Here is a 21,618-nt window from a genome sequence, read left to right as displayed (position 1 = left end):
GCATCTTGCAGCCAAGTTGAATCGCGTCGGCGTCGCGGGAATGCGTCTAAAAGCTAGGCGCGCTGGGCCTGCGCGGTATGCCCCAGCGCCACGAACACGGTGCGCACGATGCCGGCGCTGTCCAGCCCGGCATCGGCATACATCTTTTCCGGCTTGGCATGGTCGACAAATGTATCGGGCAGCACCAGCGGGCGCACCTTCAGGCCGCTCTCCAGCAGCCCTTCATGGGCCAGGAACTGCAGCACATGGCTGGCGAAGCCGCCGACCGCGCCCTCTTCCACCGTCACCAATATCTCGTGCGAACGGGCCAGCCGCCGGATCAGGTCCTCGTCGAGCGGCTTGGCAAAACGGGCATCGGCGACCGTGGTCGAAAGCCCGGCCGCGCCAAGCTCCTCGGCCGCGGCCAGGCAATCCTGCAGCCTGGTGCCGAAGGAAAGCAGCGCAACCTTGGTGCCTTCCCTGACGATCCGGCCCTTGCCGATCTCCAATACCGAGCCGCGTTGCGGCATCTCGACACCAACGCCGTTACCGCGCGGGTAGCGGAAGGCGATCGGGCCGTCATCGTAGCTTGCAGCGGTGCGTACCATGTGGCGCAGCTCGGCCTCATCGGCCGCGGCCATGACGACGAAACCGGGCAGCGTCGCCAGGAAGGTCGTGTCGAAGGCGCCGCAATGGGTGGCACCATCGGCGCCGACGAAGCCGGCGCGATCGATCGGAAAGCGCACCGGCAATTTCTGGATCGCCACGTCGTGGACGACCTGATCGTAGGCGCGCTGCAGGAAGGTCGAGTAGATCGCCGCGAAAGGCTTGAAGCCTTCCGTGGCAAGGCCGGCGGCGAAGGTCACCGCATGTTGCTCGGCGATGCCGACATCGAAGGTCCTCGCCGGAAACGCTTCGCCGAACAGATCAAGCCCGGTGCCGTTCGGCATGGCGGCGGTGATGGCGACGATGCGGTCGTCCTCTCGGGCCTCCTGGATCAGGCTTTCGGCAAACACCTTGGTGTAGCTCGGCGCATTGGCGGGCGCCTTGGCCTGGGCGCCAGTGATGACGTCGAATTTGTTGACGCCATGATATTTGTCGGCCGCCGCCTCGGCCGGGGCGTAGCCCTTGCCCTTCTGGGTCACGACATGGATCAGCACCGGGCCGTCGGCATTGTCGCGGACGTTCTTCAGCACCGGGATCAGGTGCTCGAGGTTGTGACCGTCGATCGGGCCGATGTGGTAGAACCCCATTTCCTCGAACAACGTGCCGCCGGTGACGTAACCGCGCGCATGCTCGACCGCTCGCTTGATGGCGCGATCGGCGCGCTCGCCGAGATACGACGTCAGCTTCTTGCCGAAATCGCGCAAGCCCAGATAGGTCTTGCCCGACGCCAGACGGGCCAGATAGGCGCTCATTGCGCCGGTCGGCGGAGCGATCGACATATCGTTGTCGTTCAAGATGACGATCAGCCGGGCATCGAGTGCGCCGGCATTGTTCATCGCCTCATAGGCCATGCCGGCCGACATGGCGCCGTCGCCGATGACGGCAATGACATTGTTGCGGCCATCGGACAGATCGCGCGCCATCGCCATGCCGAGGCCGGCTGAAATCGAGGTTGAGGAGTGGGCTGCGCCGAACGGATCGTATTCGCTCTCGACGCGACGCGTGAAGCCGGACAGGCCGCCCTCCTGCCGCAGCGTGCGGATGCGGTCGCGGCGGCCGGTCAGGATCTTGTGCGGATAAGCCTGGTGGCCGACGTCCCAGATCAGCCGGTCGTCCGGCGTGTTGAAGACGTAGTGCAGCGCGACGGTCAGTTCGACGACGCCAAGGCCGGCGCCGAGGTGGCCGCCGGTGTGGGAAACGACGTCGATCAGTTCGGCGCGAAGCTCTGACGCCAGCTGCGGCAGGTCGCCTTCGGCAAGCGTGCGCAAATCGGCTGGGACGCGGACCTTGTCGAGAAGCGGCGTATCGGGCTTTGCGTTCACTGTTTGCGAGCCTGGTCAGATTTTCTGTTCATCGTGAAATATGCCGCTGGCCGGCGAATGTAAATGTGGCGGTAACGCGCATCAGCTTTCGGGCAGCGGGATGAACTCTTGCTCGTCTCCAGGAACGATATCGAAGCGGCCTGTCTTCCATTCTTCTTTCGCCTGCTCGATGCGTTCCTTTGAGGACGATACGAAATTCCACCAGATATAGCGTTTCGAACCGAGCGAGGCGCCGCCAAACAGCATGAAATGGGCGCCGCGTTCCGATGAGACAACGATTTCGTCGCCGGGCCGGAAGACCAGCAGCCGCTCGGCCGGGAAGCGGTCACCGGATATCGAAACCTCGCCTTCCAGCGTATAGATGGCGCGCTCCTCGGCATCGGCCGGGATTTTCACGCTGGCACCCGGCGCCAGCCTGAGATCGGCATAAAGCGTGTCCGAAGCGGTGGCGACCGGGGAGCGCAGTCCGGAAAACGCACCGATGATCACACGGCCGCTAACGCCCTCCGCATCGATTTCGGGCAGGCGCAGGGCCGCGGTGTTCTCGAAGACCGGCGCGACTTCTTCCTTGCCGTCCGGCAGCGCCAGCCATGTCTGCAGGCCGGAAACCGACATCGGCGCGCCGCGCAGTTCTTCCGGCGTGCGCTCCGAATGGACGATGCCACGGCCGGCGGTCATCAAATTCACGTCGCCGGGCTGGATTACCATCTCGGTGCCGAGCGAATCGCGATGCCTGATCTTGCCGTCGAACAGGTAAGTCACCGTAGACAGGCCGATATGTGGGTGCGGACGCACGTCGAGCGCCTGGCCCGCTCGCAGAACGGCTGGACCCATGCGGTCGAAGAAGATGAAGGGTCCGACCAGCCGGCGCCTGGCCGTCGGCAAGGCGCGGCGAACCTGAAATCCGCCAATATCCTTGGCGTTCGGAATGACCATCAGCTCGATCTGATCGCTGGCGAAGGCATCGCCCATCTGCGGATCGTTTCCGGGAAAGAAGCTCACGCGGTCCCCTCAGGCGAAGCGAAGTGCAGATTTGGCCTTCGCCTTGGCCGCCACCTCTTCGCGATTGCGCGGATGCTGCGTCGTCTCGAGGCTGTCGAGCAATTCGCGCGCCGAGGCGGCAATGGCCTCGACGGCATGGTCGAACGCATGCTGGTTCTGTTTCGACGGTCGCGTCGTTCCGCTCAGCTTGCGGACAAACTGAAGCGCGGCATCGCGGACCTCGTCATTGGTTGCCGGCGGATCGAAATTGAACAGGGTTTTGATGTTTCTGCACATCGTTCGCAATCTCCTCTCGTCCTGGAGCCGTTTCAAACGGGATGAGTTTTATCCTCAATCGTGATGATGTCCAAAGCCGGTAAGCAAAATTGTCGTTCGAGGCCGCGCCTCAATCCGCGTCCAACGGCTCTGTCCCCACCGGCTTGCCGTCACGCGACAGCCTGATTTTCTCGACCTTGTCCTCGGCCGCCTTCAGCAGCCGGTCGCAATGCGCCTTCAGCGCCTCGCCGCGCTCGTAGATGCGGATCGACTGGTCGAGCGGAACGTCGCCGCGCTCCAGATCGTCGACGATCCTCTCCAGCGCCTCGAGCGCCTGCTCGAAGCTCATCGCCTTGACATCCTCGTTGGTCTCACCAGCCATCGTCTATCCCTTCATCAGCCGCCCGACATGGGCGGCGACTGAAAATGCCAATCCCTGCAGATCGTAGCCGCCCTCGAGCACGCTGACGAGCCGGTTGCGGCTATGGCGCCCGGCTCGTTCGAGCAACTGGCCGGTCGCCCAGTCGAAATCATCCTCGGTCAGGTTGATCTCGGCCAGCGGATCGCGGTGGTGGGCATCGAAACCGGCGGAGATGATGATGAGGTCGGGCGCAAAATTGTCGAGCGCCGGCAGGATGCGTGACAGAAAGGCGTCGCGGAAACTATCGCTGCCGCTCTGCGGCGCCAGCGGCGCGTTGACGATGTTGCCGGCGCCGGTTTCGCTCACGGCCCCGGTTCCCGGGTAAAGCGGCATCTGGTGTGTCGAGCAATAGAGCACCGATGGATCGTCCCAGAAAATGTCCTGCGTGCCGTTGCCGTGATGCACATCCCAGTCGACGACGGCGACGCGGTCGGCGCCATGGTTCTTCTGCGCGTAGCGTGCCGCGATCGCGGCGGTGTTGAACAGGCAAAAACCCATGGAGGTGGTCTTTTCGGCATGATGGCCGGGCGGCCGTGCGGCGACGAAGACGTTTTCGGCACGGTCGGTGAAGACGTCGTCGACCGCGGCGTTGGCTGCGCCGATCGCGGTCACGGCCGCCTGCCAGCTCTTTGGGCTGGCGGTGGTATCGGCGTCGATACGGGCGATGCCGGTGTCCGGTATCGCTGCGCGGACACGTTCGACGAATTCGGGCGGATGCGCGTAGAGGATGGTTGCCTCGTCGCCTTCGGGCGCCTGGACGCGATCGAGCGCCGCGAACGCCTCGTCGTCAAGCACACGCTCTATGGCGCGCAAACGGTCCGGCCGCTCCGGATGACCGGGCGGTGTTATGTGCTCGAGGAAAATCGGGTGGGTGTAAAGTCTCGTGACCATGCCCCGATATAGGCGCGCCTCGCCGCTTTGGCCATGTTTTCGCGCGCTGGTGAGGCGATGTTCAACAGGGTTTAGGCAACCGGCGTCGGCTGAGCCCACCGCGAGCCGCCTGGGATCGGCGAAAAGAATGACCTCAGGCCGGTGATCGGTCAATCTGGGGCTGCTTTGCTGACGATCGATCAGGCTTAGGCAGCTTGCCGGTGCGATTGAGCAGCCCTTCCAGAAGAACCTTGAACGCCTTCACTGCCTTCTTCGACGTCGCTTCGGGATCGTTCGAATTTGCGATCCACTGCGCCCCATGCAACGAGGCGCCGCTGACCAGCCTTGCCGCGGCTTCGGGATCGACGGCGAGAATTGTCCCTTCGTCGCTCAGTTTTTGCAGGCTCTCTGTCATCGAGCGGATGCATGTGCTCTGGCTTGGCCATTGCGATGGATCGCCGAGCACCGCCGGTCCGTCACGAAGCACGATACGCTGGATCTCCGGTTCCAGCGCCATCTCGATATAGGCGGTGCATTCGTCGACAAAGCCCTGCCAGAGATTGTCCGGCTTGGCCGAAACGACCTTCAGCCGGGCTGCCATTTCGGCGTCGATCTCGGCGATAACCGCCTGGAGTAGGCCCTTCTTGTCGCCGAAGTGATGATAGAGCGCACCGCGCGTCAGCCCGGCCGATGCCGTGAAATCGTCCATCGAGGCTTCGGCATAGCCGAGCGTGCCGAAGGCCTGGCGCGCCGCGGCTATCAGTTTGGCGCGGGTTTCGGCAATCATCTCCTTGCGTGGTCTGTGCATGCCCCGGCCCTATTAACATACGTCTCGTATGCCAATTGACATACGCCGCGTATGATCTATTTAAACTCATACGCCACGTATGTAATCGCCGAACCGGCCGTTGTCGAGGAGCCAGACCATGCAAAATCCCTATTCCCAGATCTTTCGCGCGCCCGGCGCCAAGGGCTTTGCCGCCGCCGGCTTCGCTGCCCGGCTGCCGATGGCCATGGCTCCGATCGGGATCGTCGCGATGCTGTCGCAGACCGATGGCGAATACTGGCTGGCCGGCGCCGTCTCAGCGACATATGCGCTGGCCAACGCTTTCGTCGCCCCGCAGGTATCACGGCTGGTGGACCGCCTCGGCCAGACGCGGATTGTGGTGCCGACCACTGTGATTTCCACGCTCGCTTTCGCGATCCTGATTGCGGCGGCCAATCAGCATTGGCCGATATGGACGCTATTCGTCTCGGCGCTGCTCGCCGCCGTCATGCCCAGCATCCCGGCAATGGTGCGCGCACGCTGGACCGAGATTTTTCGCAACCGCCCCGAGCTGAACACGGCGTTCGCCTTCGAGTCGGCGGCGGACGAACTGGTGTACATAGCCGGCGCATCGCTGTCGGTAGGGCTGAGCGTCGCGCTTTTCCCGGAAGCGGGAGTGCTCGCGAGCACATTGTTCCTCGCCTTCGGTTCGACGGCCTTCATCCTGCAGCGCTCGACCGAACCGCGAGCCCGACCGGTGGAACATGATTCAGGCGGCTCGGCAATCCGCCTGCGGCCGGTCCAGATCATCACCTTGGCCCTGATCTTCATCGGCGCGACCTTCGCCACCACGGAGGTGAGCACAGTGGCGATCACCAAGGAGCTTGGCCAGCCAGGGGCCGCCAGCTTCGTCATCGGCGTCTACGCGCTCGGATCGTTCGTCGTCGGCATCATCATCGGCGCCCTGAACCTGAAACTGCCGCTGCAAATTCAGCTTGCCATCGCAATCGCCATCATTGCGCTTACCACGCTGCCGCTGCTCGTCGCCGACACAGTACCGCTGCTGGCACTGGCCGTCTTCGTCAGCGGCGTGGCGATTTCGCCGACCTTCATCACGGCATTTGGCCTGATCGAACGGCGCGTGCCCGAGGCGGTGCTGACCGAAGGCGTGACCTGGGTGATGACCGGCATCGGCATCGGCATGGCGCTCGGCTCCTTCGCCGCCGGCTGGGTGGTGGACGCTTTCGGCGCGCAGAACGGGTTCTGGGTATCGGTGGCATCGGGCACAATCGCGCTGGTCATCGTGCTCGCCGGCCAGCGCAGCCTTGCCGCGCCGAACTGCGAGATGGCTGCATGCGACGCAGCGGCGGTCGCTGCGGAATAGTTTCCGGTGCGTCCGGCCCCCCGGCGGGGCCGGACGCATACCAGCATCGTGAGAATGGCCTAAAGAATCTCGGTCTTGGCGATGTGGATGCCAAAACCTTCGAGGCCGACATAATGGCGCTCGCGCGAGGCGATCAGTTTGATCGAGGAAATGCCGAGATCCTTGAGGATTTGCGCGCCGAGGCCGATCTCGCGCCATTCGTTTTCGCGGCGGCGAGCCTCTTCGTGATCCTCGCGGTCGCCGGCAGCCGGGCGCTTGCGCTCCTGATGGGCGACGCCGACCGAGCCTTCGCGCAGATAGACGATGACGCCGCGCTGGCGCTCGCCCATCGCCTTCATGATGGCGTCCAGCCTGTGGCTGGTGCCGAAGACGTCGCTGACCACGTCCTCGGAATGAAGGCGCACCGGCACCTCGACGCCGTCGCGGATATCGCCGAAGACGACCGCCACGTGATGCATGGAGTCCCAGGGCAGCGTGTAGGTGAAGACCTGTGCCTTGCCGCCGGGTGTCTCGATGTCCGAACAGGCGACGCGCTCGACCAGCGATTCCTTGCGTTGCCGGTAGGCGATTAGGTCGGCAACCGAAATCTGCTTCAACCCGTGCTTTTCCGCGAAGGCCTGCACCTGCGGGCCACGCATGACAGTGCCGTCATCATTGACCAGCTCGGAAATGACGCCGACCGGCGGCAGGCCGGCGAGCTTGCAGAGGTCGACAGCGGCTTCGGTATGGCCCGAACGCATCAGCACGCCGCCTTCGCGCGCGATCAGCGGAAAGATGTGGCCGGGGCGCACGAAATCGGACGCGCCGACATTGCCATTGGCGAGATTGCGCACCGTCAGCGTGCGGTCGTCCGCCGAAATGCCGGTCGTGGTGCCGTGCTTGAAGTCGACGCTGACGGTAAAGGCAGTGGTGTGGGCGGAATCATTGTCAGCCACCATCGGCGACAGGTTGAGCCGCTTGGCTTCCTCGCGCGGCATCGGCGTGCAGACGATGCCCGACGTGTTGCGGACGATGAACGCCATCTTTTCCGGCGTGCAATGGACGGCGGCGACGATCAGGTCACCCTCGTTCTCGCGGCCGTCATCGTCCATGACGACGACGATCTCGCCGCGCTCGAAGGCGCGCAGGGCTTCGACGATTTTCTTCTGGTCGTAAGGCATAAGTGCTCGCTTCGCTCGCAGGGAATAGGGGAGTAGGGCAGTACGGGAGTAGGGGAAAGGAAAAAATGCTGTTGTGGGAGTTGCGTAACCTACTCCCCTACTCCCCTACTCCCCTCCCGTTTGTCCCCGATGACGCAGATAATGATCGGCAATGGCGCAGGCAACCATCGCCTCGCCGATCGGCACGGCGCGGATGCCGACGCATGGATCGTGGCGGCCTTTGGTCATGATCTCGACGTCGTTGCCGTCCTTGTCGATCGACTTTCGCGGCGCCAGGATCGACGAGGTCGGCTTGACGGCGAAACGCGCGACGATCGCCTGGCCGGTCGAGATGCCGCCGAGGATGCCGCCGGCATTGTTGGACAGGAAGACCGGCTTGCCGTCATTGCCCATGCGCATCTCATCGGCATTCTCCTCGCCGGTGATGCGGGCGGCCTCGAAACCGTTGCCGATCTCGACGCCCTTGACGGCGTTGATCGACATCAGGCCGGCGGCGATGTCCTGGTCGAGCTTGGCATAGATCGGCGCGCCAAGCCCCGCCGGCACGCCGTCGGCGACGATCTCGATGACCGCACCGACCGAGGAGCCCGCCTTGCGAATGCCGTCCAGATATTTGGTGAAAACGGCGACGGACGCCGGATCGGGCGTGAAGAACGGGTTTTCAGCGTCGCCGACGAAATTCCAGTTCCAATTGGCGCGATCGATCGATTTATCGCCCATCGACACCAGCGCGCCGCGCACCACCATGCCGGGCACGACCTTGCGGGCAAGCGCTCCGGCCGCCACCCGCGCCGCCGTCTCACGCGCCGAGGAGCGGCCGCCGCCGCGGTAATCGCGCAGGCCGTATTTGACCTCGTAAGTGTAGTCGGCATGGCCCGGCCGGAACTGGCGGGCGATGTCGCCATAGTCCTTGGAGCGCTGGTCGACGTTCTCGATCAGCATCGACACCGGCGTGCCGGTGGTGATCATCGTCTCGCCGTCCTCATCGAGGATGAAGCCGGACAGGACCTTGACCTCGTCAGGTTCGCGACGCTGCGTCACAAAACGTGACTGGCCGGGGCGGCGCTTGTCGAGTTCGGCCTGGATCTCGTCGCGAGTGAAGCGGATGCCTGGCGGACAGCCGTCGACGACGCAGCCCAGCGCCGGCCCATGGCTTTCGCCCCAGGTGGTGACGCGGAAAAGATGGCCGAACGTGTTGTGCGACATGGAACCAGCCCTGCCGGCGTCGGAGCCGGCTCAGCGCATGACTCCGAAAATCGGAGCGATTTTCGGAAAGGATCATGCACAAAATCAAAAGTGCTACAGCGTCCTTTGCGCGTCCAGGAGGACGCGCGGCGCTGTCGCCTGCCTTCTATTGGCGTTTTCCACAGTGGTCAAACTGTGATCCCGCGGATTTAGTTTTGACACATTCGATTGGTTTCTGCTCAGTTCCGTTCCGTTGGACCGAGCCGCTGTACCGGCAATGATTAAAGAGGACGATGATGCGTATCCTGATTGGCGCTGTTGCCGCCACGCTGTTGATTTCCACCGCCGCCTTCGCCGGCCAGACCGAAGGCCTGATCAAGAAGGTCGATAAGGATGCGCTGACGCTGACGCTGGACGACGGCAAGTCCTACAAGCTGAACGCCGAAACCGACCTCGATGCGCTGAAGCCAGGCATGGACATCGTCCTCGCCTACGACGTGACGAATGGCGAGAACGTCGTCACCGACATGGAACTGCCGGACACCGGATCGACGGAATAGGCGCGTCGATATTCAGCTGAGGCCGGCCCGACCTGATCTCAACATACGCTACGTCATCGGTCTCAAAGCCACTCCAGGCGCCGGCCGTCCAGCCTGAGCACGCGGTCCTGCGGCACTTCCATGCTGACCGCATCTTGTTCGGACATCCCCAGCACCAAGCGGAACATTACGCGCATGACGCCACCATGGGTCACGCAGACCGTCTGGCGATCGAGCGCGTCGAACCACGGCTTCACCCGTTCGAGCAGCATCTGATAGCTTTCGGCGCCCTCGCCGGGCGGCTGGAAGTTCCATTTATCTAGGCGTCGGTGCCTGGTCGAACCGGGATCGTTCGCCTCGAGTTCGGCAAAGGTGAAACCCTGCCAGTCGCCAAAGCTCAATTCTACGAGTAGCGGCTCGGTACGATAGGCGTGCGGATCGAGCTTCATCGCCGCGCGCAGGCGCTCCATCGTCTCGCGCGTGCGCCGCATCGGGCTGGCGACAAATTCGAAATCTTCGGGCTTGTCGATGAGTTCGGCCAGCCTGCGCCCGTTGCGGCTAGCCTGCTCGCGGCCAAGCTCGTTGAGGTCGGTATCGGCCTGCCCCTGCAGCCGGGCCTCGGCGTTCCACGCCGTCTGGCCGTGGCGCACGATATAGACGAGCGGGTACATCAGGTCTTCCGGAAGAGGTCAGGCGGTGGCGTCAGTCCTTGACCGTCGAAATATCCGGCGCGTCGACCGCCTTCATGCCGACGACATGATAGCCGGAATCGACATGATGGATCTCGCCGGTGACGCCGCGCGAAAGGTCGGACAGGAAATAGACGCCGGAATCGCCGACCTCCTCCTGCGTGACCGTCTGCTTCAACGGCGAATTGTATTCGTTCCACTTCAGGATATAGCGGAAATCGCCGATGCCGGATGCGGCAAGCGTCTTGATCGGGCCGGCGGAGATCGCGTTGACACGGATCTTCTTGGCGCCGAGATCGACGGCCAGATAGCGCACGCTGGCTTCGAGTGCCGCCTTGGCAACACCCATGACGTTGTAGTGCGGCATCACCTTTTCCGCGCCGTAATAGGTCAGCGTCAGCAGCGACCCACCATCGGTCATCAGCGCCTCGGCACGTTTGGCGATGGTGGTGAAGGAATAGACCGAAATATCCATTGTACGCAGGAAATTGTCGCGCGTCGTCTCGACATAGCGGCCGGTCAGCTCGTCCTTGTCGGAAAAGGCGATGGCGTGGACGAGGAAATCGAGCTTGCCCCAATGGCTGGCGATATCGGCGAACACCGCATCGAGGCTGGCCGGGTCGGTCACATCGCAATGGCCGGCGACATGCGCGCCCAGTTCCGCGGCAAGCGGCTCGACGCGTTTCTTGAACGCCTCGCCCTGATAGGTCAGCGCGATCTCGGCGCCGTGGTCGACACAGGCCTTGGCGATGCCGTAAGCGATCGAGCGATTGTTGGCGATGCCAAGGATAAGGCCGCGCTTGCCGGCCATAAGGCCCCGTCCACCCGCCATGTCAGCGCTCTCCGCAAGGTTCTCTACTTTGTGGAGTGCCTATCGCACAGCCACAGTGCCCCTTCAAGCGTTCAAAGCGGACAGTTCGGGGGACAAAGCGGTTGCTCAACAGCGCCGCGCGTCCTTTGGGCGCGCAAAGGACGCTGTAGCGCCTTGACCTTGCGGTCGTGGGCCAGTGGAAAAATCCGACACTGGTGTCGGTGTGGCACGGCGGAAGATGACCCTTTGGCGGAAGTTTCGTTGGCCAGCGGCCGAAGTCACGCTCATGACCCCGAGCCGACTTCCATACTTTGGGCCGTTGGCGACCGCTTTGCGCCTCATCTCGGCCATTCAAGTTAGCTCGGCCATTGCCTTAAACCGGACATTATAGGCGACCGCGCTGGGAGGCCGGCATTCGAAACCCTTCACAATAGCCGTGATTCCGGAAGCTTCTTAGAAGCGGCCACTTAAGATTAGGCGTCCGCCTATTGCAGTCCGATGCGTCCCGTAGCCGACGCGGATAAGAAGCTAAACCGCGCTGGAGATCACATCGAAGCCAGTCGACCTCCGCCTGGACAACGGCTCCCGATAAACAGTCCACGCACCGCCGGTATCCCGGCAGCGCCTGGGAAAATTTCAGCCATTGCTCGGTCAGGAAGACGCAGGTGTTCCGTCAGCACGCCCTTTATGATCGATCGTACGTCCGTCGTAGCAGCCAAGTCTGTTCCGCCATGAAGCAGGTCTCGAGCAAGACCGGGCCAGCGATTGCCTACTCGCCCGCCGGCAACGGCGCCACCCATTAACAAGGTGACACTCGCGACGCCGTGATCAGTGCCGCCGTCGGTGTTGGGCACCACGGAACGGCCGAACTCCGTGACCACCAGCACCGCCGTCCTGTTCCAGGCAGGCCCGGACGCTTGGGCAAATGCAATGAGGCCCCGCGCCAGCCCATTCAAACTCCGCGCCAGCCTTCCGAAGTCCGCTCCCTGCGCCACATGCGTGTCGAAGCCGGCCACCTCGAGCATCGCGATCCGCGGTCCGCCCGTAGCTGACAGGGCAAGCGCCGCGCTCCTGGCCGCGTCGCCGAAGCGAGCCGCGTCGCATGCGGCATGTTGTTCCAGCAGGCTTTCGCTGCCTTTTGCGCCGGACGGCCAAGTGCCCTCGGCGTAGAGGCGGACGAGTTCGAGCCGAGGATTGGCCAGCGCAAGATGGGCCAGCATGTCCATCGATCGATCGGCCGGTCTGCCCCGCCACACCGCCTTCTGCCGGCCCGACAGTACAGAAGAAGCCCGGTCGAGCCATCCGGCGCTGCCGCCGTCGATATCGCCGTCGAACAGCGCCGCCTGGGCGGCCGCGTGGGACCGGCCCACATCCGGAATGGCGGTCGCGGGCACGATGAGCAACTCGCCGCACGAGTAGTGGGGCAGGAGAGACCCGAGCGCCGGATGAAGCGCGAAGAGCCCGTCGAGCTTGAGCATCTCGGCGACGCCAGAGTTCGGGAAAGGCACGAGGGGCCCGCGCGCCGAGGCAAAATGCGGATCGCCGTAGGGCGGCACGGCAGCTAGTGCATCGAGTCCGCCACGCACGTGGACGAGCAGAAGGCGAGGATCTTCGTCCACAAGCGAGGCACCGGCCAGACGCACGCTACCGAACGCGGACGCCAAGGCCAAACCTTGCAGCGCTGCCCTTCGGGTCAGTTGCATTTAGGCTCGTCCGAACTTGGGTTCACCGGCGTACCCGCGGTCATATACCCTAGCAGATCCGTATTCGGGCTAAGACTTCCCGTTGTCAGAGCCTTGTTAGTCGGCTGCGCGTTGCGAACCAAAAGGCCGGCAAGTGCCGGGGCTGCGAAAGATGTGCCCGAACAGATGTTCCTCCGGAGCTTGCCGTTCTTTCGGCTCTTCCACAGTGACAGGACATTGACGCCCGGTTCGGCATAGGACGCGCCGAACGCCCCCCCGCGCCATAGCGTGTCGCACCAGGCGTTGCTGATGCCTTGGCATTTCCCAGGAGTTGCCACCTGAATATATTCGCTGTTGGAAGCCGAAGCGCTGTATATCGCTCCCACCTTGTTTCCTGTCGTCACAGGCGAAAAATAAGTCGCCGCATTGGCCGGGAAATAAGACTGTACCCAAGGGCCCTCTTCGTCTTCCCGGGGGTTGCCCGCAGCTACCACAACGCGCACCTGACGGTCGGCGATCTGATAAAGAAGGGCGTCGAGAAATTTAAGATCTTGCAACGTGCTTCCGCGTCTGGTGCTCTCCAGATATAATGCACCCCAACTCAAGTTCAGAATATCCCCAGCGACCGCGTTGTCCCGAACATGGCGAAGCGCGAGAAGAGGCGGGCCGAAAATTTCGGTCTTCAGCTTACTGAAGGCCTTTACGATCTTGAGCGGGGCGTCGGGGCTGACACCAACCAGACCTATATACTGGTCGCCCTGCTTGACACGCTTTCCGCCGATAACTGCTGCCACCATCGTCCCGTGCCCTACTGTGTCGTCGAGGCTCGACACGGTCTGGCATGGGCTGCTCGTGCAATCGATGGCTTCCTGAACCTTGAGGAGCCCGGCGGTGACAACGCTCCAATCCACTCCGCTGTCGATGATCCATACGGTGGGCGATCCTGAAGCCACCGGCTGTGGTGACCCGACGACCCTGCAGACGCTGGGAGGGACAACATCCGCAGTCGGCGAGATGCCCAGGAGTTCCGGCCCCTCGCAGGTGGCACCATCGAACAGGTTCACCACGAAAGGATCCGGCTCCTCATATCCCCTGGAGCGCAGCTCTTCGATCTCGCTCTCGGAAAAGGTCCCCGTCACGATGCTGATACCGATATCCGGCATGTCCACCGCTTCCAGCTTGCCCTTGCCTGCGATGAACTTGTTTAGCGCGCCGATATCCTTGCGTAACTCCGCCGCCCTGGCGATGTCGACGATGAAAGTCTTTTCGATGTCACCGCTGTCGGTGAAGCCCTCCTCGCCTGACGCTTCCGGTCTCGCTGTTCCGACAACGGCGAGGAGACAGCCGAGCAACAGCACACGAAGTTGAGCAAGTATCATTCGTACACCCTCCGGCTGTCGTTACTGATACCGCGAGGATCAGAATGCTCCCAATACGGCTTTCTGTCCATGAAAACATCGAGTCGATGCGAGCATGCCGCCTGCGCATTGCTTGCGACAGATGCAAAATGCGTTTAGGCTATTTGCATTGACCTCGGAGGGGAGCCTCGGCGATGCCCAGGGCAGAATTGAAGCCAGGTCGGCAAGTCCAAGAGATCGGCGCAGCGATCGTAGGGGCCTGGCTCAAGCTTTTGCCGGCCTCGTCACGTATCTTGTCCATGGATTCAACAGATCCCCTAACAATTACCATTGATCGGCAGATTTTCGCCGTCGGTGATACTATCAGACTTCGGCCGGAAGCAGGCCGTGCTATCGGCAACATCAGGGTCCGGACCGCCGCCGCCGGAACAGCGCCACATTCGCAGACACTAACGATAGAAGATCTGAATGGGCAGCCCATAAAATACGAGGATGACCCTCTCGACGGGGGCGACGCGATCCCGGATGCTGCCGCCTATGCGGACCTGAAGCGTGATCTCAAAATGGTGCTGGAAGACATCGTGGAAACGGGAGTGTCTGTCGAAGTTCACGTGGACGAACCGAACTTGATCAATGTGGTGGTGCCCCAGGTGCCGAGGGGGGTCCTGACCCGCAGCGATCTGATCGATTATCTCCACGACTACCACAAATACGCCCAGGGCAGGCACTACCATGACGAGCTCGCCACGGCCGTGCTCTTCGGCTGCAGATAGTCGCCAGTCCCTACTCGGGCAATCCCGCTTCCCGCATGCCGTTGAGCAGCGTGTTACGGTCACCCTCCAGCTTGTAAGGTTCCTTGGTGGCGAACCGCCGCCCGGAGAACTCCGGTGCGCCACGCAGAACCAGATACGTGTAGCTCTTCGCCTCTTCGTTTCGGCCAAGCAGGGCGTTCGCTGCAGCCAGATAGACCTTAACCCAGGTCGGCATGGTGGACGAGCGGCCCAGATCGACGACTGCCTTATCCGGACGGTGGGCAATGAAATGGGCAAGACCGCGGAACGGCCAATACCATGAAGGCTCGTATAGGGGATCGAGCACTCGCGCCCGTTCGAACCAGTCCAAGGCACTTTGGGGCTCGCCGGCAAATGTTTGATAAGTCCCTTGATAGGAGACCTGCTCGGGATCGTGCGGATTGAGTTCGAGCGCGCGTGTGTATAGCTGAGATGCGACGTCGAAATCACGACGGTGGAGGAGCACCCAGCCCAGTATGTTCAGGCAGACTGGATCATTGGGGGAAAGCGCCACCGCTTTTTTGGCGATGTCATAAGCCTCGGCAAGCACCGCATCCGACGGCCCCATGTCGCGAAACCATTCAAGCTGCTTATAGTGGGCGAGCTTGGCGTACGCGCGCCCGTAGGATGGATCGAGCTCGATCGCTCGCTGATACCACTGTCGAGCCTCCATTTCGGCCGCGATGTCGCCCAGGGGCAGGGCATTGCCCCGGAGCACGCACTCATAGGCCGCGAGATTGGCAGGTGGTTTACGCCGCGCCTTCTCGGCGCCTGCGGCCGTAAGACGGCCGATAACGGTCCCGACGATCTTCCCGATCAGTTCGTCCTGGACATCGAAGATGTCCTGCTCGTCCCCGTCGTAGCGCTCGGCCCACAAGCACTCACCCGAGGTTGCGTCGACCAGCTCGCATGTAATGCGCATTCGCCGGCCCATGCGGCGGATCCCGCCTTCGATGACGAAATCCACGCCGTTATCCGCGACCAGGTCCACATCCTTGAGCCGCGTCGACGTATAATGGGACGCAACCGTAAGCTGAGTAAAGCGCGTCAGTTCCGTGACGATGTCTTCGGTGAAGCCGCCACTGAAATAGGGTTGGACGTCGCCCGCGCTCTTGAACGGGCGAACGAGGATGGAGGGCTTGCTCGGACCAGCCACCTGCGCAGTCGATGCAGGTGGCAGCCCTTTGGGCTTTTGGAACAACGAGTATACGGGAATCGGGCGTGGAATGTTCTTGAGATGCTGTTCGCCGCAATATTCAAACGGAAGATTAAATTTGTCGCGAACTTCGTCGTGTACCTTTCCGGAAAGGCAGATACCGCCCGGGCTGGCGAACTGTTCCAGGCGCGCGGCTATGTTGACGGTATCTCCAAACACATCGCCATCGGTATCGACAATAATATCACCGAAGTTGATCCCAATCCGGAGAAAAATTTCCTGGCTGGCCTTCCCCGAAGACTGGCCGACAAGCAGTTCCTGGACTTCCACTGCTGACTGCACGGCTCCGAAAGCGCTTGGAAACTCGGCGAGCATCCCGTCTCCGGTCGTTCTCACAACCCGTCCCCGGTGCTGCGTGATCCTAGGCTCTATTTCGTCCTGCATGAGATGTTTGACGAGCGCGAAGGTGCGCTCTTCGTCGCGGGCCATCAGCGACGAGTAACCGACCATGTCAGCAGCCAGGATAGCCGTCAGACGTCGCTGAAGATTGCTGTCGCCCGCGTTCATTCTCTCCCTCGGCGGGTTATATTATGTTCGACGTCGGCTTGACGATATCAAAGCGTCTCGCAGGAGTTTGCATCATACTCCAGTGCGTGTCAGCGTGCGAATGAGCAATTGGTGCCGATACTGTAGAGGATTGAACATGTGAGGGCCGTGCTTGGGTGAAGGGTCCATAATGCCGGAGCGGCGGGCGTCCGAGGCAGGGGCCGGCGGGTCAAGCCTGGTTTACGGCCCCATCGTGATCACCGATCCCACGCTCAGATGCCCGATCACGGTCGCGGTCGGCCCCGTCCGAGGGGCCAGACCTTCTCGTTTTGTGTCAGGGTGGGGCAACACCACCCAGGAGGCGGCAACCGCCTGCGGGTATGAGGCCGATGAAACCTATTTCGCCCAGATGATCCCTCATGAGCGACTCTCACGCGCCCGCGCCGGCGAATTGCGCGGGCGCGTGATCGAGCCGCCTGCACTCACACTTTTCAGTGATGCGCAGTATTGCGAGCGGCTGCATTGGAACAAAAACGTCGATGATAGCCGCGCGGTCCCGATCCGCTGGCGCAGGTCGCAGCCGCTGGACTGGATCCGGAGCGATCCGCGCTTCAGCACGAGCGAGGCCTGGGTGCCTGCGGGATTGTGCTTTCTCGGGTATCCCAACGATGAGTCATCAGGTCTGCCCCCGGCGGACTCCAATGGTCTTGCGAGGGGATCGAGCATAGAGGACGCGGTCGTGCGCGGCTTCTGCGAAGTCGTGGAGCGCGATGCAACAGCCATATGGTGGTACAATCGGCTGGTTCTGCCTCGGATAGACCTGACTTCGCTGTCGGATGGACTGGCGTCCCAGTACGCCGATTGGCTGCTGACGCAGAACCGCGAATTGCGGCTTCTGCTCCTGACGCTTGACCTGCCCATCCCCATTGTCGCTGCAATTTCTCATCACGTGGGCGGTGACGCGATTGCGTTCGGATTCGCGGCCGGACGATCCATGTCGGAGGCGGCCCGGCGCGCGGTGGGGGAACTTGCAGAATGTGAGGCGAACCTTACCCTGCTCAAACGGAACGCCGATACGTCCGGCACGGCGGCCTTCACCCCCGGCGCGCTGCACCTCTATCGGTGGCACATGGACGAGAACATTCATCGCCTTCCTCACCTTTCCGGCAATTCAGCAGTTCAGGCCTCGTCGGCCGAGTTGCGACTGGATTGGAACTATTGCCTCGACATCTGCCACGAGCAGGAACTTGAGATCTTCGCGGTCAACCTGACGCACAACGCCGAATCGCCTGTTGCACGAGTGTTTGTACCTGGACTTCGTCCTACCAAGCCCCGGTTGGGCGGCGGCAGGCTCTATGATGTTCCTGTGCGCCTAGGTTTGAAGCCATCAGTTTCCCAGGCCATCAACGAGGTTCCCTTTCCATTGTGATCCGGATGGTCGCGGGCATGCCCACCCCGGAGTGCCCGCTTTACACACACGGCATTAAGCGCCAGCCTTTTCGACCGTCAGCCCTTTCGACGGCGCATCAGCGCCTCGAGCTCGGCGTCGCCGCCTTCCGGCAGCATCAGCCGCACGTGTGCGTAGAGGTCGCCGTGACCGCCGGCCTTTTCCGGTAGGCCCCTGCCCTTCAGCCGCAGAACCTTGTCCGAGCTCGACCAAGGGGGGACGTTGACCGCAATCCTGCCGGTCGGGGTTTCGACCGCCACCTTGGCGCCATGCACCGCATCGGCCAGTTCCACCGGCAGGTCGACATGCAGGTCGCGGCCCTCGACGCGGTAGCGCGGGTGCCGGCGGAAACGGATTTTAACCAGCGCATCGCCCGGCTGCCCCGGTCCTTGCTCACCCTGGCCTTTCAACCGGATGGTCTGACCGTCCTCGACATAGGCCGGCAACTTGACCGCCATCTTGCGGCCGTCGGGGAACATCGCCGTCACCTTCTCCGCGGTGGCGGCTTCCTCGATGGTGACGTCCAGCGTCACGTTGAGATCGGCGGCGGTCGGGGCCTGACGGCGGCCGCCGGTGCCGGCGCCGCGCTGCTGGGTGAAAGCATCGCCGAAGATCTGGCTGAAGATGTCGCTGTTGCCGTCGAACGGATCGCCGCCGGGACGGCCCGTGCGGAATTCGAAATGCGCGCCGCCCGGCCCTTGCTGCCGGCGGAAACCGGCGAAAGGATCGGCGCCGCCAGCCGCGCCTTCGAAACCCTGGAAACGCTGTTTGCCATCGGCGTCGATCTCGCCGCGATCGAATGCCGCCCGGTTCTTCTCGTCGCCGACGATCTCGTAAGCCTGGTTGGCGGCGGCAAAACGGTCCTTCGCCTTGGGATCATCCGGATTCTGGTCCGGATGATACTTCTTGGCGAGCTTCCGGTATGCGGATTTTATGTCCTTGGCCGATGCGTTCTTGGCAACGCCCAGCACCTCATAGGGGTCGCGCATGCTTACTGCCCTGGAGAAGGAGTGAGTCCATAATCGCCTCCTATATGCGCTCGCATAGGAAGGAATTCCAGTGGCTTACCACCATGTCGCCGGCGGAAAATCAGAGCGCCTTTAAGTCCTGTATGCGCCAGATGCTGCCGCCGGCCAGGCATATTTCGCCTTTGAACAGCGCGACGCCGTCGAAGCTTTCGCGCGATGCGGTGAAGCGACGACATGTCTCGCCGTTAGCCCTGAATTCCGCCAGCTCGGTGATGGAGCCGCGCGAGCCGGTGTCGGCATTCGCCCACGGAACGGCCTGCCCGGCCAGTTGCTCGACGTCGGCGGAGGACACGGCATTGCGGATCGTGGCCTGGTCGGAGGCGCGGTCCTGATCGAGCGGCGTGACTGAGGCCGGCGTGCTCGAGGTCAGTATCGAGCGGTCGACCTCCGCCTGCTCCAGGCTGAAGCCGCCGCCGCCACAGGCGGCAAGCGGCAGGACGATTATCACGATCATGGCTTTGGCGCTGGCCGAAGCAATAACGCTCCATTGCCCACTGTCAAAAGCTTGCGCGATACGCGACAATCGGCAATCTCCCCAGCCGGCGACAAATTTGGGAAAACTATGAGCGAAACCGGGTTAACAAGCGGTGACTTTACCGAGGCGGCGGAGCCGTTCCGGCTCTTTGCGGCGTGGCTCGACGACGCGACGAAGAGCGAGATCAACGACCCCAACAGCGTGGCGCTAGCGACCGTTGATGCCGAAGGCATGCCGAATGTGCGTATGGTGCTGCTCAAGGGCTTCGACGAGGGCGGCTTTGTCTTCTACACGAACTTCGAGAGCGCCAAGGGCCGTGAGATCCTTGGCAGCATGAAAGCGGCGATGTGCTTCCACTGGAAATCGCTGCGCCGGCAGGTGCGGGCGCGCGGCCCGGTGGAGATCGTCACCGACGCCGAAGCCGACGCCTACTACGCGACGCGTCCGCGCGGCAGCCGCATCGGCGCCTGGGCGTCCAAACAGTCGCGGCCGCTGGAGAGCCGCTTCGCGCTGGAAAAGGCGGTCGCCGAATACACGGCGCGCCATGCGATCGGCGACATCCCGCGGCCAAAACACTGGTCAGGCTTCCGCATCGTGCCGCAGACCATCGAGTTCTGGCACGACCGTCCGTTCCGGCTGCACGACCGTGTCGTGTTTTCGCGCAACGCCGAGGGCGGTTGGGACAAGGTGAGGCTTTATCCGTAGGGCACGACGGTGGAGCGCCGATCTCCCCCACAAGGGGGAGATCGGCAGCTTCCGCACCGGCGCCCATTTTTTCAGCCCTTCTTCCTGGTCATGAAGGCGGCCAAGGCCGGGCCGCTTCTGCCGGATTGCCAATTCCCACGATCACGATCTCGTGTGCGTGAAACGTTCCAGCTTGCCGGAACGAACCAGGAAAGGGCTCAACGCGCCGCTGGCGCAAATTCAGGAGGAAGCAATGCATTCACTCAGGTTGGTCACGATGGCCGGTCTTGCCTGCCTTTTCGCTTCGCAGGCCTTTGCGGAGGACGCGATGGGGACAATGACGGTGATGAAGGGTGGGGAGGTCATGGCGATCATGCCCGATGGGCATATGGGCACCATGATGCCCGACGCGAAGATGAGCGCCGAAATGATGAAAATGGCGAAACCGATCAAGCATTGCATGATGTTGATGACCGACGCCAAAGGCAAGACATTCATGATCGACACGTCTTCGGCAAAGGCCCAGGCCGAATGTAAAAAAATGGCGATGTGACTAAGAGATCATGGCAAGAAAACCCACCGGTTGCTGCCGGCGGGTCCACGATGCGAGACAAGGCCAGAAGGTCTAGGCCTTCTTCCTGGTCATGAAGGCCGTCAAGGCTGCGCGGGCCTCGTCGGATTTGAGCCGCTCGCGGAAATGCTGGCTTTCCTGGCCGATGCGCTCGACAAGGGCTTCGCGCGAGCCGCGCATCAGGTCGCGCGCGATCTTCAGCGCTTGCGGCGGCTTGGCGGCGATCTGGCCCGCCGCCGCCAATACCGATGCTTCGAGTTCCCTCTCCTCGACCACCTCGTAGATCAGCCCGGCGGCCTTCGCCCTCTCGGCCGAAAAGCCCTCGCCGAGGCCAAGCAGCGCGAAGGCGCCTTGGCGGCCGAGGATCTGCGGCGCGAGCAGGCTCGAACCGGCCTCCGGCACAAGGCCGAGATCGACGAAGGGCGTCCGGAATATTGTGCGCGGCGTGGCGAAGGTCAGGTCGCAATGCAGGTTGAGCGTGGTGCCGATACCGACCGCAATGCCGTCGACGCCGGAAACCATCGGCTTTTCCACCTTGGCCAGCGCCATCAGGAAATCCCAGACCTCGGTACCGCCTTCGCCGCCCGAGGCGAAGACCATGAAATCGGCAAGGTCGTTACCGGACGAGAAGGCACCGGGCATGCCGAGAAAGACATGGACGCGGATCGCCGGATCCGCGTCGCCGCCGGCAAGAGCCGCCGACATCGTCGCGTACATGGCGCGGGTCAGGGCGTTCTTCTTGTCCGGACGGTTGATGCGGATGATCTGGATGGCGCCCTGGCGTTCGACGAGGATGTGGTCTGTCACGGATTGGTCCTTTGTGAATTTCGG

Annotated in this window: 22 protein-coding genes; 6 read left to right on the top strand and 16 right to left on the bottom strand. The window is 62.6% G+C overall.

Translation table 11 applies throughout. The features are described from left to right. Positions 1 to 53 precede the first annotated feature (53 nt). From dxs to NKI70_RS02140, 6 genes are all read right to left on the bottom strand, one after another. On the bottom strand, positions 54 to 1,967 hold the full coding sequence (gene dxs / locus NKI70_RS02165) for a 1-deoxy-D-xylulose-5-phosphate synthase (protein WP_023674120.1): 1,914 nt from the start codon (positions 1,965 to 1,967) through the stop codon (positions 54 to 56). 81 nt (positions 1,968 to 2,048) lie between these two features. Further along, positions 2,049 to 2,969 carry a pirin family protein gene (locus tag NKI70_RS02160; protein ID WP_023674119.1) on the bottom strand — a complete coding sequence of 307 codons (921 nt, stop codon included), beginning with the start codon at positions 2,967 to 2,969 and terminating at the stop codon, positions 2,049 to 2,051. 9 nt (positions 2,970 to 2,978) lie between these two features. Next, positions 2,979 to 3,245, bottom strand: coding sequence for a DUF2277 domain-containing protein (locus NKI70_RS02155; protein WP_023716908.1), 267 nt, complete (start codon positions 3,243 to 3,245; stop codon positions 2,979 to 2,981). A gap of 109 nt (positions 3,246 to 3,354) precedes the next feature. Further along, entirely contained in the window at positions 3,355 to 3,606 is a 252-nt protein-coding gene (locus tag NKI70_RS02150) for an exodeoxyribonuclease VII small subunit (protein ID WP_031211056.1), read from the bottom strand. A 3-nt stretch (positions 3,607 to 3,609) separates the two neighbouring features. Next, positions 3,610 to 4,536, bottom strand: a complete 927-nt coding sequence (locus NKI70_RS02145; protein WP_352456880.1) for a histone deacetylase family protein — start codon at positions 4,534 to 4,536, stop codon at positions 3,610 to 3,612. A 133-nt stretch (positions 4,537 to 4,669) separates the two neighbouring features. After that, the gene (locus NKI70_RS02140; protein ID WP_352698266.1) at positions 4,670 to 5,323 is read right to left on the bottom strand and encodes a TetR/AcrR family transcriptional regulator; all 654 of its coding nucleotides are present in this window, start codon (positions 5,321 to 5,323) and stop codon (positions 4,670 to 4,672) included. A gap of 118 nt (positions 5,324 to 5,441) precedes the next feature. Here NKI70_RS02140 and NKI70_RS02135 point away from each other — a divergent pair, with 118 nt between their 5' ends. Then, a complete protein-coding gene (locus NKI70_RS02135; protein ID WP_352698264.1) occupies positions 5,442 to 6,665 on the top strand; it encodes an MFS transporter in 1,224 nt (407 codons plus the stop codon). 59 nt (positions 6,666 to 6,724) lie between these two features. Here the strand turns inward: NKI70_RS02135 and ribB are convergent, their stop codons facing one another. Continuing rightward, positions 6,725 to 7,825, bottom strand: a complete 1,101-nt coding sequence (gene ribB / locus NKI70_RS02130) for a 3,4-dihydroxy-2-butanone-4-phosphate synthase (RefSeq protein WP_352700350.1) — start codon at positions 7,823 to 7,825, stop codon at positions 6,725 to 6,727. Positions 7,826 to 7,930: 105 nt separating this feature from the next. Further along, complete coding sequence (aroC, locus tag NKI70_RS02125) at positions 7,931 to 9,031, bottom strand: chorismate synthase (protein ID WP_352700349.1); 1,101 nt, start codon at positions 9,029 to 9,031, stop codon at positions 7,931 to 7,933. 275 nt (positions 9,032 to 9,306) lie between these two features. On the opposite strand from aroC, the gene NKI70_RS02120 reads away from it, so the two are divergent. Next, positions 9,307 to 9,570: a DUF1344 domain-containing protein gene (locus NKI70_RS02120; protein WP_023716902.1), complete on the top strand. Its 264-nt coding sequence runs from the start codon at positions 9,307 to 9,309 to the stop codon at positions 9,568 to 9,570. A gap of 62 nt (positions 9,571 to 9,632) precedes the next feature. Here NKI70_RS02120 and NKI70_RS02115 read toward each other — a convergent pair whose 3' ends face one another. The 4 genes from NKI70_RS02115 to NKI70_RS02100 all read right to left on the bottom strand — a co-directional run bounded on the left by NKI70_RS02115 (position 9,633) and on the right by NKI70_RS02100 (position 14,110). Next, complete coding sequence (locus NKI70_RS02115) at positions 9,633 to 10,220, bottom strand: histidine phosphatase family protein (protein ID WP_352700348.1); 588 nt, start codon at positions 10,218 to 10,220, stop codon at positions 9,633 to 9,635. A gap of 31 nt (positions 10,221 to 10,251) precedes the next feature. Further along, positions 10,252 to 11,070 carry an enoyl-ACP reductase FabI gene (gene fabI, locus NKI70_RS02110; protein ID WP_031211054.1) on the bottom strand — a complete coding sequence of 273 codons (819 nt, stop codon included), beginning with the start codon at positions 11,068 to 11,070 and terminating at the stop codon, positions 10,252 to 10,254. A 524-nt stretch (positions 11,071 to 11,594) separates the two neighbouring features. Next, positions 11,595 to 12,752 carry a DUF1501 domain-containing protein gene (locus NKI70_RS02105; RefSeq protein ID WP_352635352.1) on the bottom strand — a complete coding sequence of 386 codons (1,158 nt, stop codon included), beginning with the start codon at positions 12,750 to 12,752 and terminating at the stop codon, positions 11,595 to 11,597. After that, positions 12,743 to 14,110 (bottom strand): S8 family serine peptidase, encoded by a 1,368-nt coding sequence (locus NKI70_RS02100; RefSeq protein WP_023674107.1) that lies wholly within the window; start codon positions 14,108 to 14,110, stop codon positions 12,743 to 12,745. The genes NKI70_RS02105 and NKI70_RS02100 overlap by 10 nt, the downstream gene beginning before the upstream one ends. A gap of 173 nt (positions 14,111 to 14,283) precedes the next feature. On the opposite strand from NKI70_RS02100, the gene NKI70_RS02095 reads away from it, so the two are divergent. Continuing rightward, positions 14,284 to 14,862: a hypothetical protein gene (locus tag NKI70_RS02095; protein WP_023674106.1), complete on the top strand. Its 579-nt coding sequence runs from the start codon at positions 14,284 to 14,286 to the stop codon at positions 14,860 to 14,862. Between the two features lie 10 nt (positions 14,863 to 14,872). On the opposite strand, the gene NKI70_RS02090 is transcribed toward NKI70_RS02095, so the two are convergent. Next, the gene (locus NKI70_RS02090) at positions 14,873 to 16,603 is read right to left on the bottom strand and encodes an adenylate/guanylate cyclase domain-containing protein (RefSeq protein WP_031211050.1); all 1,731 of its coding nucleotides are present in this window, start codon (positions 16,601 to 16,603) and stop codon (positions 14,873 to 14,875) included. Positions 16,604 to 16,772: 169 nt separating this feature from the next. On the opposite strand from NKI70_RS02090, the gene NKI70_RS02085 reads away from it, so the two are divergent. Continuing rightward, entirely contained in the window at positions 16,773 to 18,011 is a 1,239-nt protein-coding gene (locus NKI70_RS02085) for a YcaO-like family protein (protein WP_023674104.1), read from the top strand. 77 nt (positions 18,012 to 18,088) lie between these two features. Here NKI70_RS02085 and NKI70_RS02080 read toward each other — a convergent pair whose 3' ends face one another. Continuing rightward, entirely contained in the window at positions 18,089 to 19,018 is a 930-nt protein-coding gene (locus tag NKI70_RS02080; protein ID WP_352456870.1) for a DnaJ C-terminal domain-containing protein, read from the bottom strand. A gap of 100 nt (positions 19,019 to 19,118) precedes the next feature. Continuing rightward, positions 19,119 to 19,580 carry an RT0821/Lpp0805 family surface protein gene (locus NKI70_RS02075; RefSeq protein WP_352635355.1) on the bottom strand — a complete coding sequence of 154 codons (462 nt, stop codon included), beginning with the start codon at positions 19,578 to 19,580 and terminating at the stop codon, positions 19,119 to 19,121. Between the two features lie 39 nt (positions 19,581 to 19,619). Here NKI70_RS02075 and pdxH point away from each other — a divergent pair, with 39 nt between their 5' ends. Both pdxH and NKI70_RS02065 read left to right on the top strand, forming a co-directional pair. Further along, positions 19,620 to 20,237, top strand: a complete 618-nt coding sequence (gene pdxH / locus NKI70_RS02070) for a pyridoxamine 5'-phosphate oxidase (RefSeq protein WP_292663882.1) — start codon at positions 19,620 to 19,622, stop codon at positions 20,235 to 20,237. A gap of 256 nt (positions 20,238 to 20,493) precedes the next feature. After that, positions 20,494 to 20,769: a hypothetical protein gene (locus tag NKI70_RS02065; RefSeq protein ID WP_023674100.1), complete on the top strand. Its 276-nt coding sequence runs from the start codon at positions 20,494 to 20,496 to the stop codon at positions 20,767 to 20,769. A 72-nt stretch (positions 20,770 to 20,841) separates the two neighbouring features. Here the strand turns inward: NKI70_RS02065 and NKI70_RS02060 are convergent, their stop codons facing one another. Further along, the gene (locus NKI70_RS02060) at positions 20,842 to 21,594 is read right to left on the bottom strand and encodes a crotonase/enoyl-CoA hydratase family protein (RefSeq protein WP_352724076.1); all 753 of its coding nucleotides are present in this window, start codon (positions 21,592 to 21,594) and stop codon (positions 20,842 to 20,844) included. Positions 21,595 to 21,618 lie beyond the last annotated feature (24 nt).

The sequence above is a fragment of the Mesorhizobium sp. M0500 genome, from assembly GCF_040321165.1.
GTDB lineage: Bacteria > Pseudomonadota > Alphaproteobacteria > Rhizobiales > Rhizobiaceae > Mesorhizobium.
The sequence above is the reverse complement of the archived record's forward strand: the minus strand, read 5'-3'. Positions and strand labels throughout refer to the sequence as shown.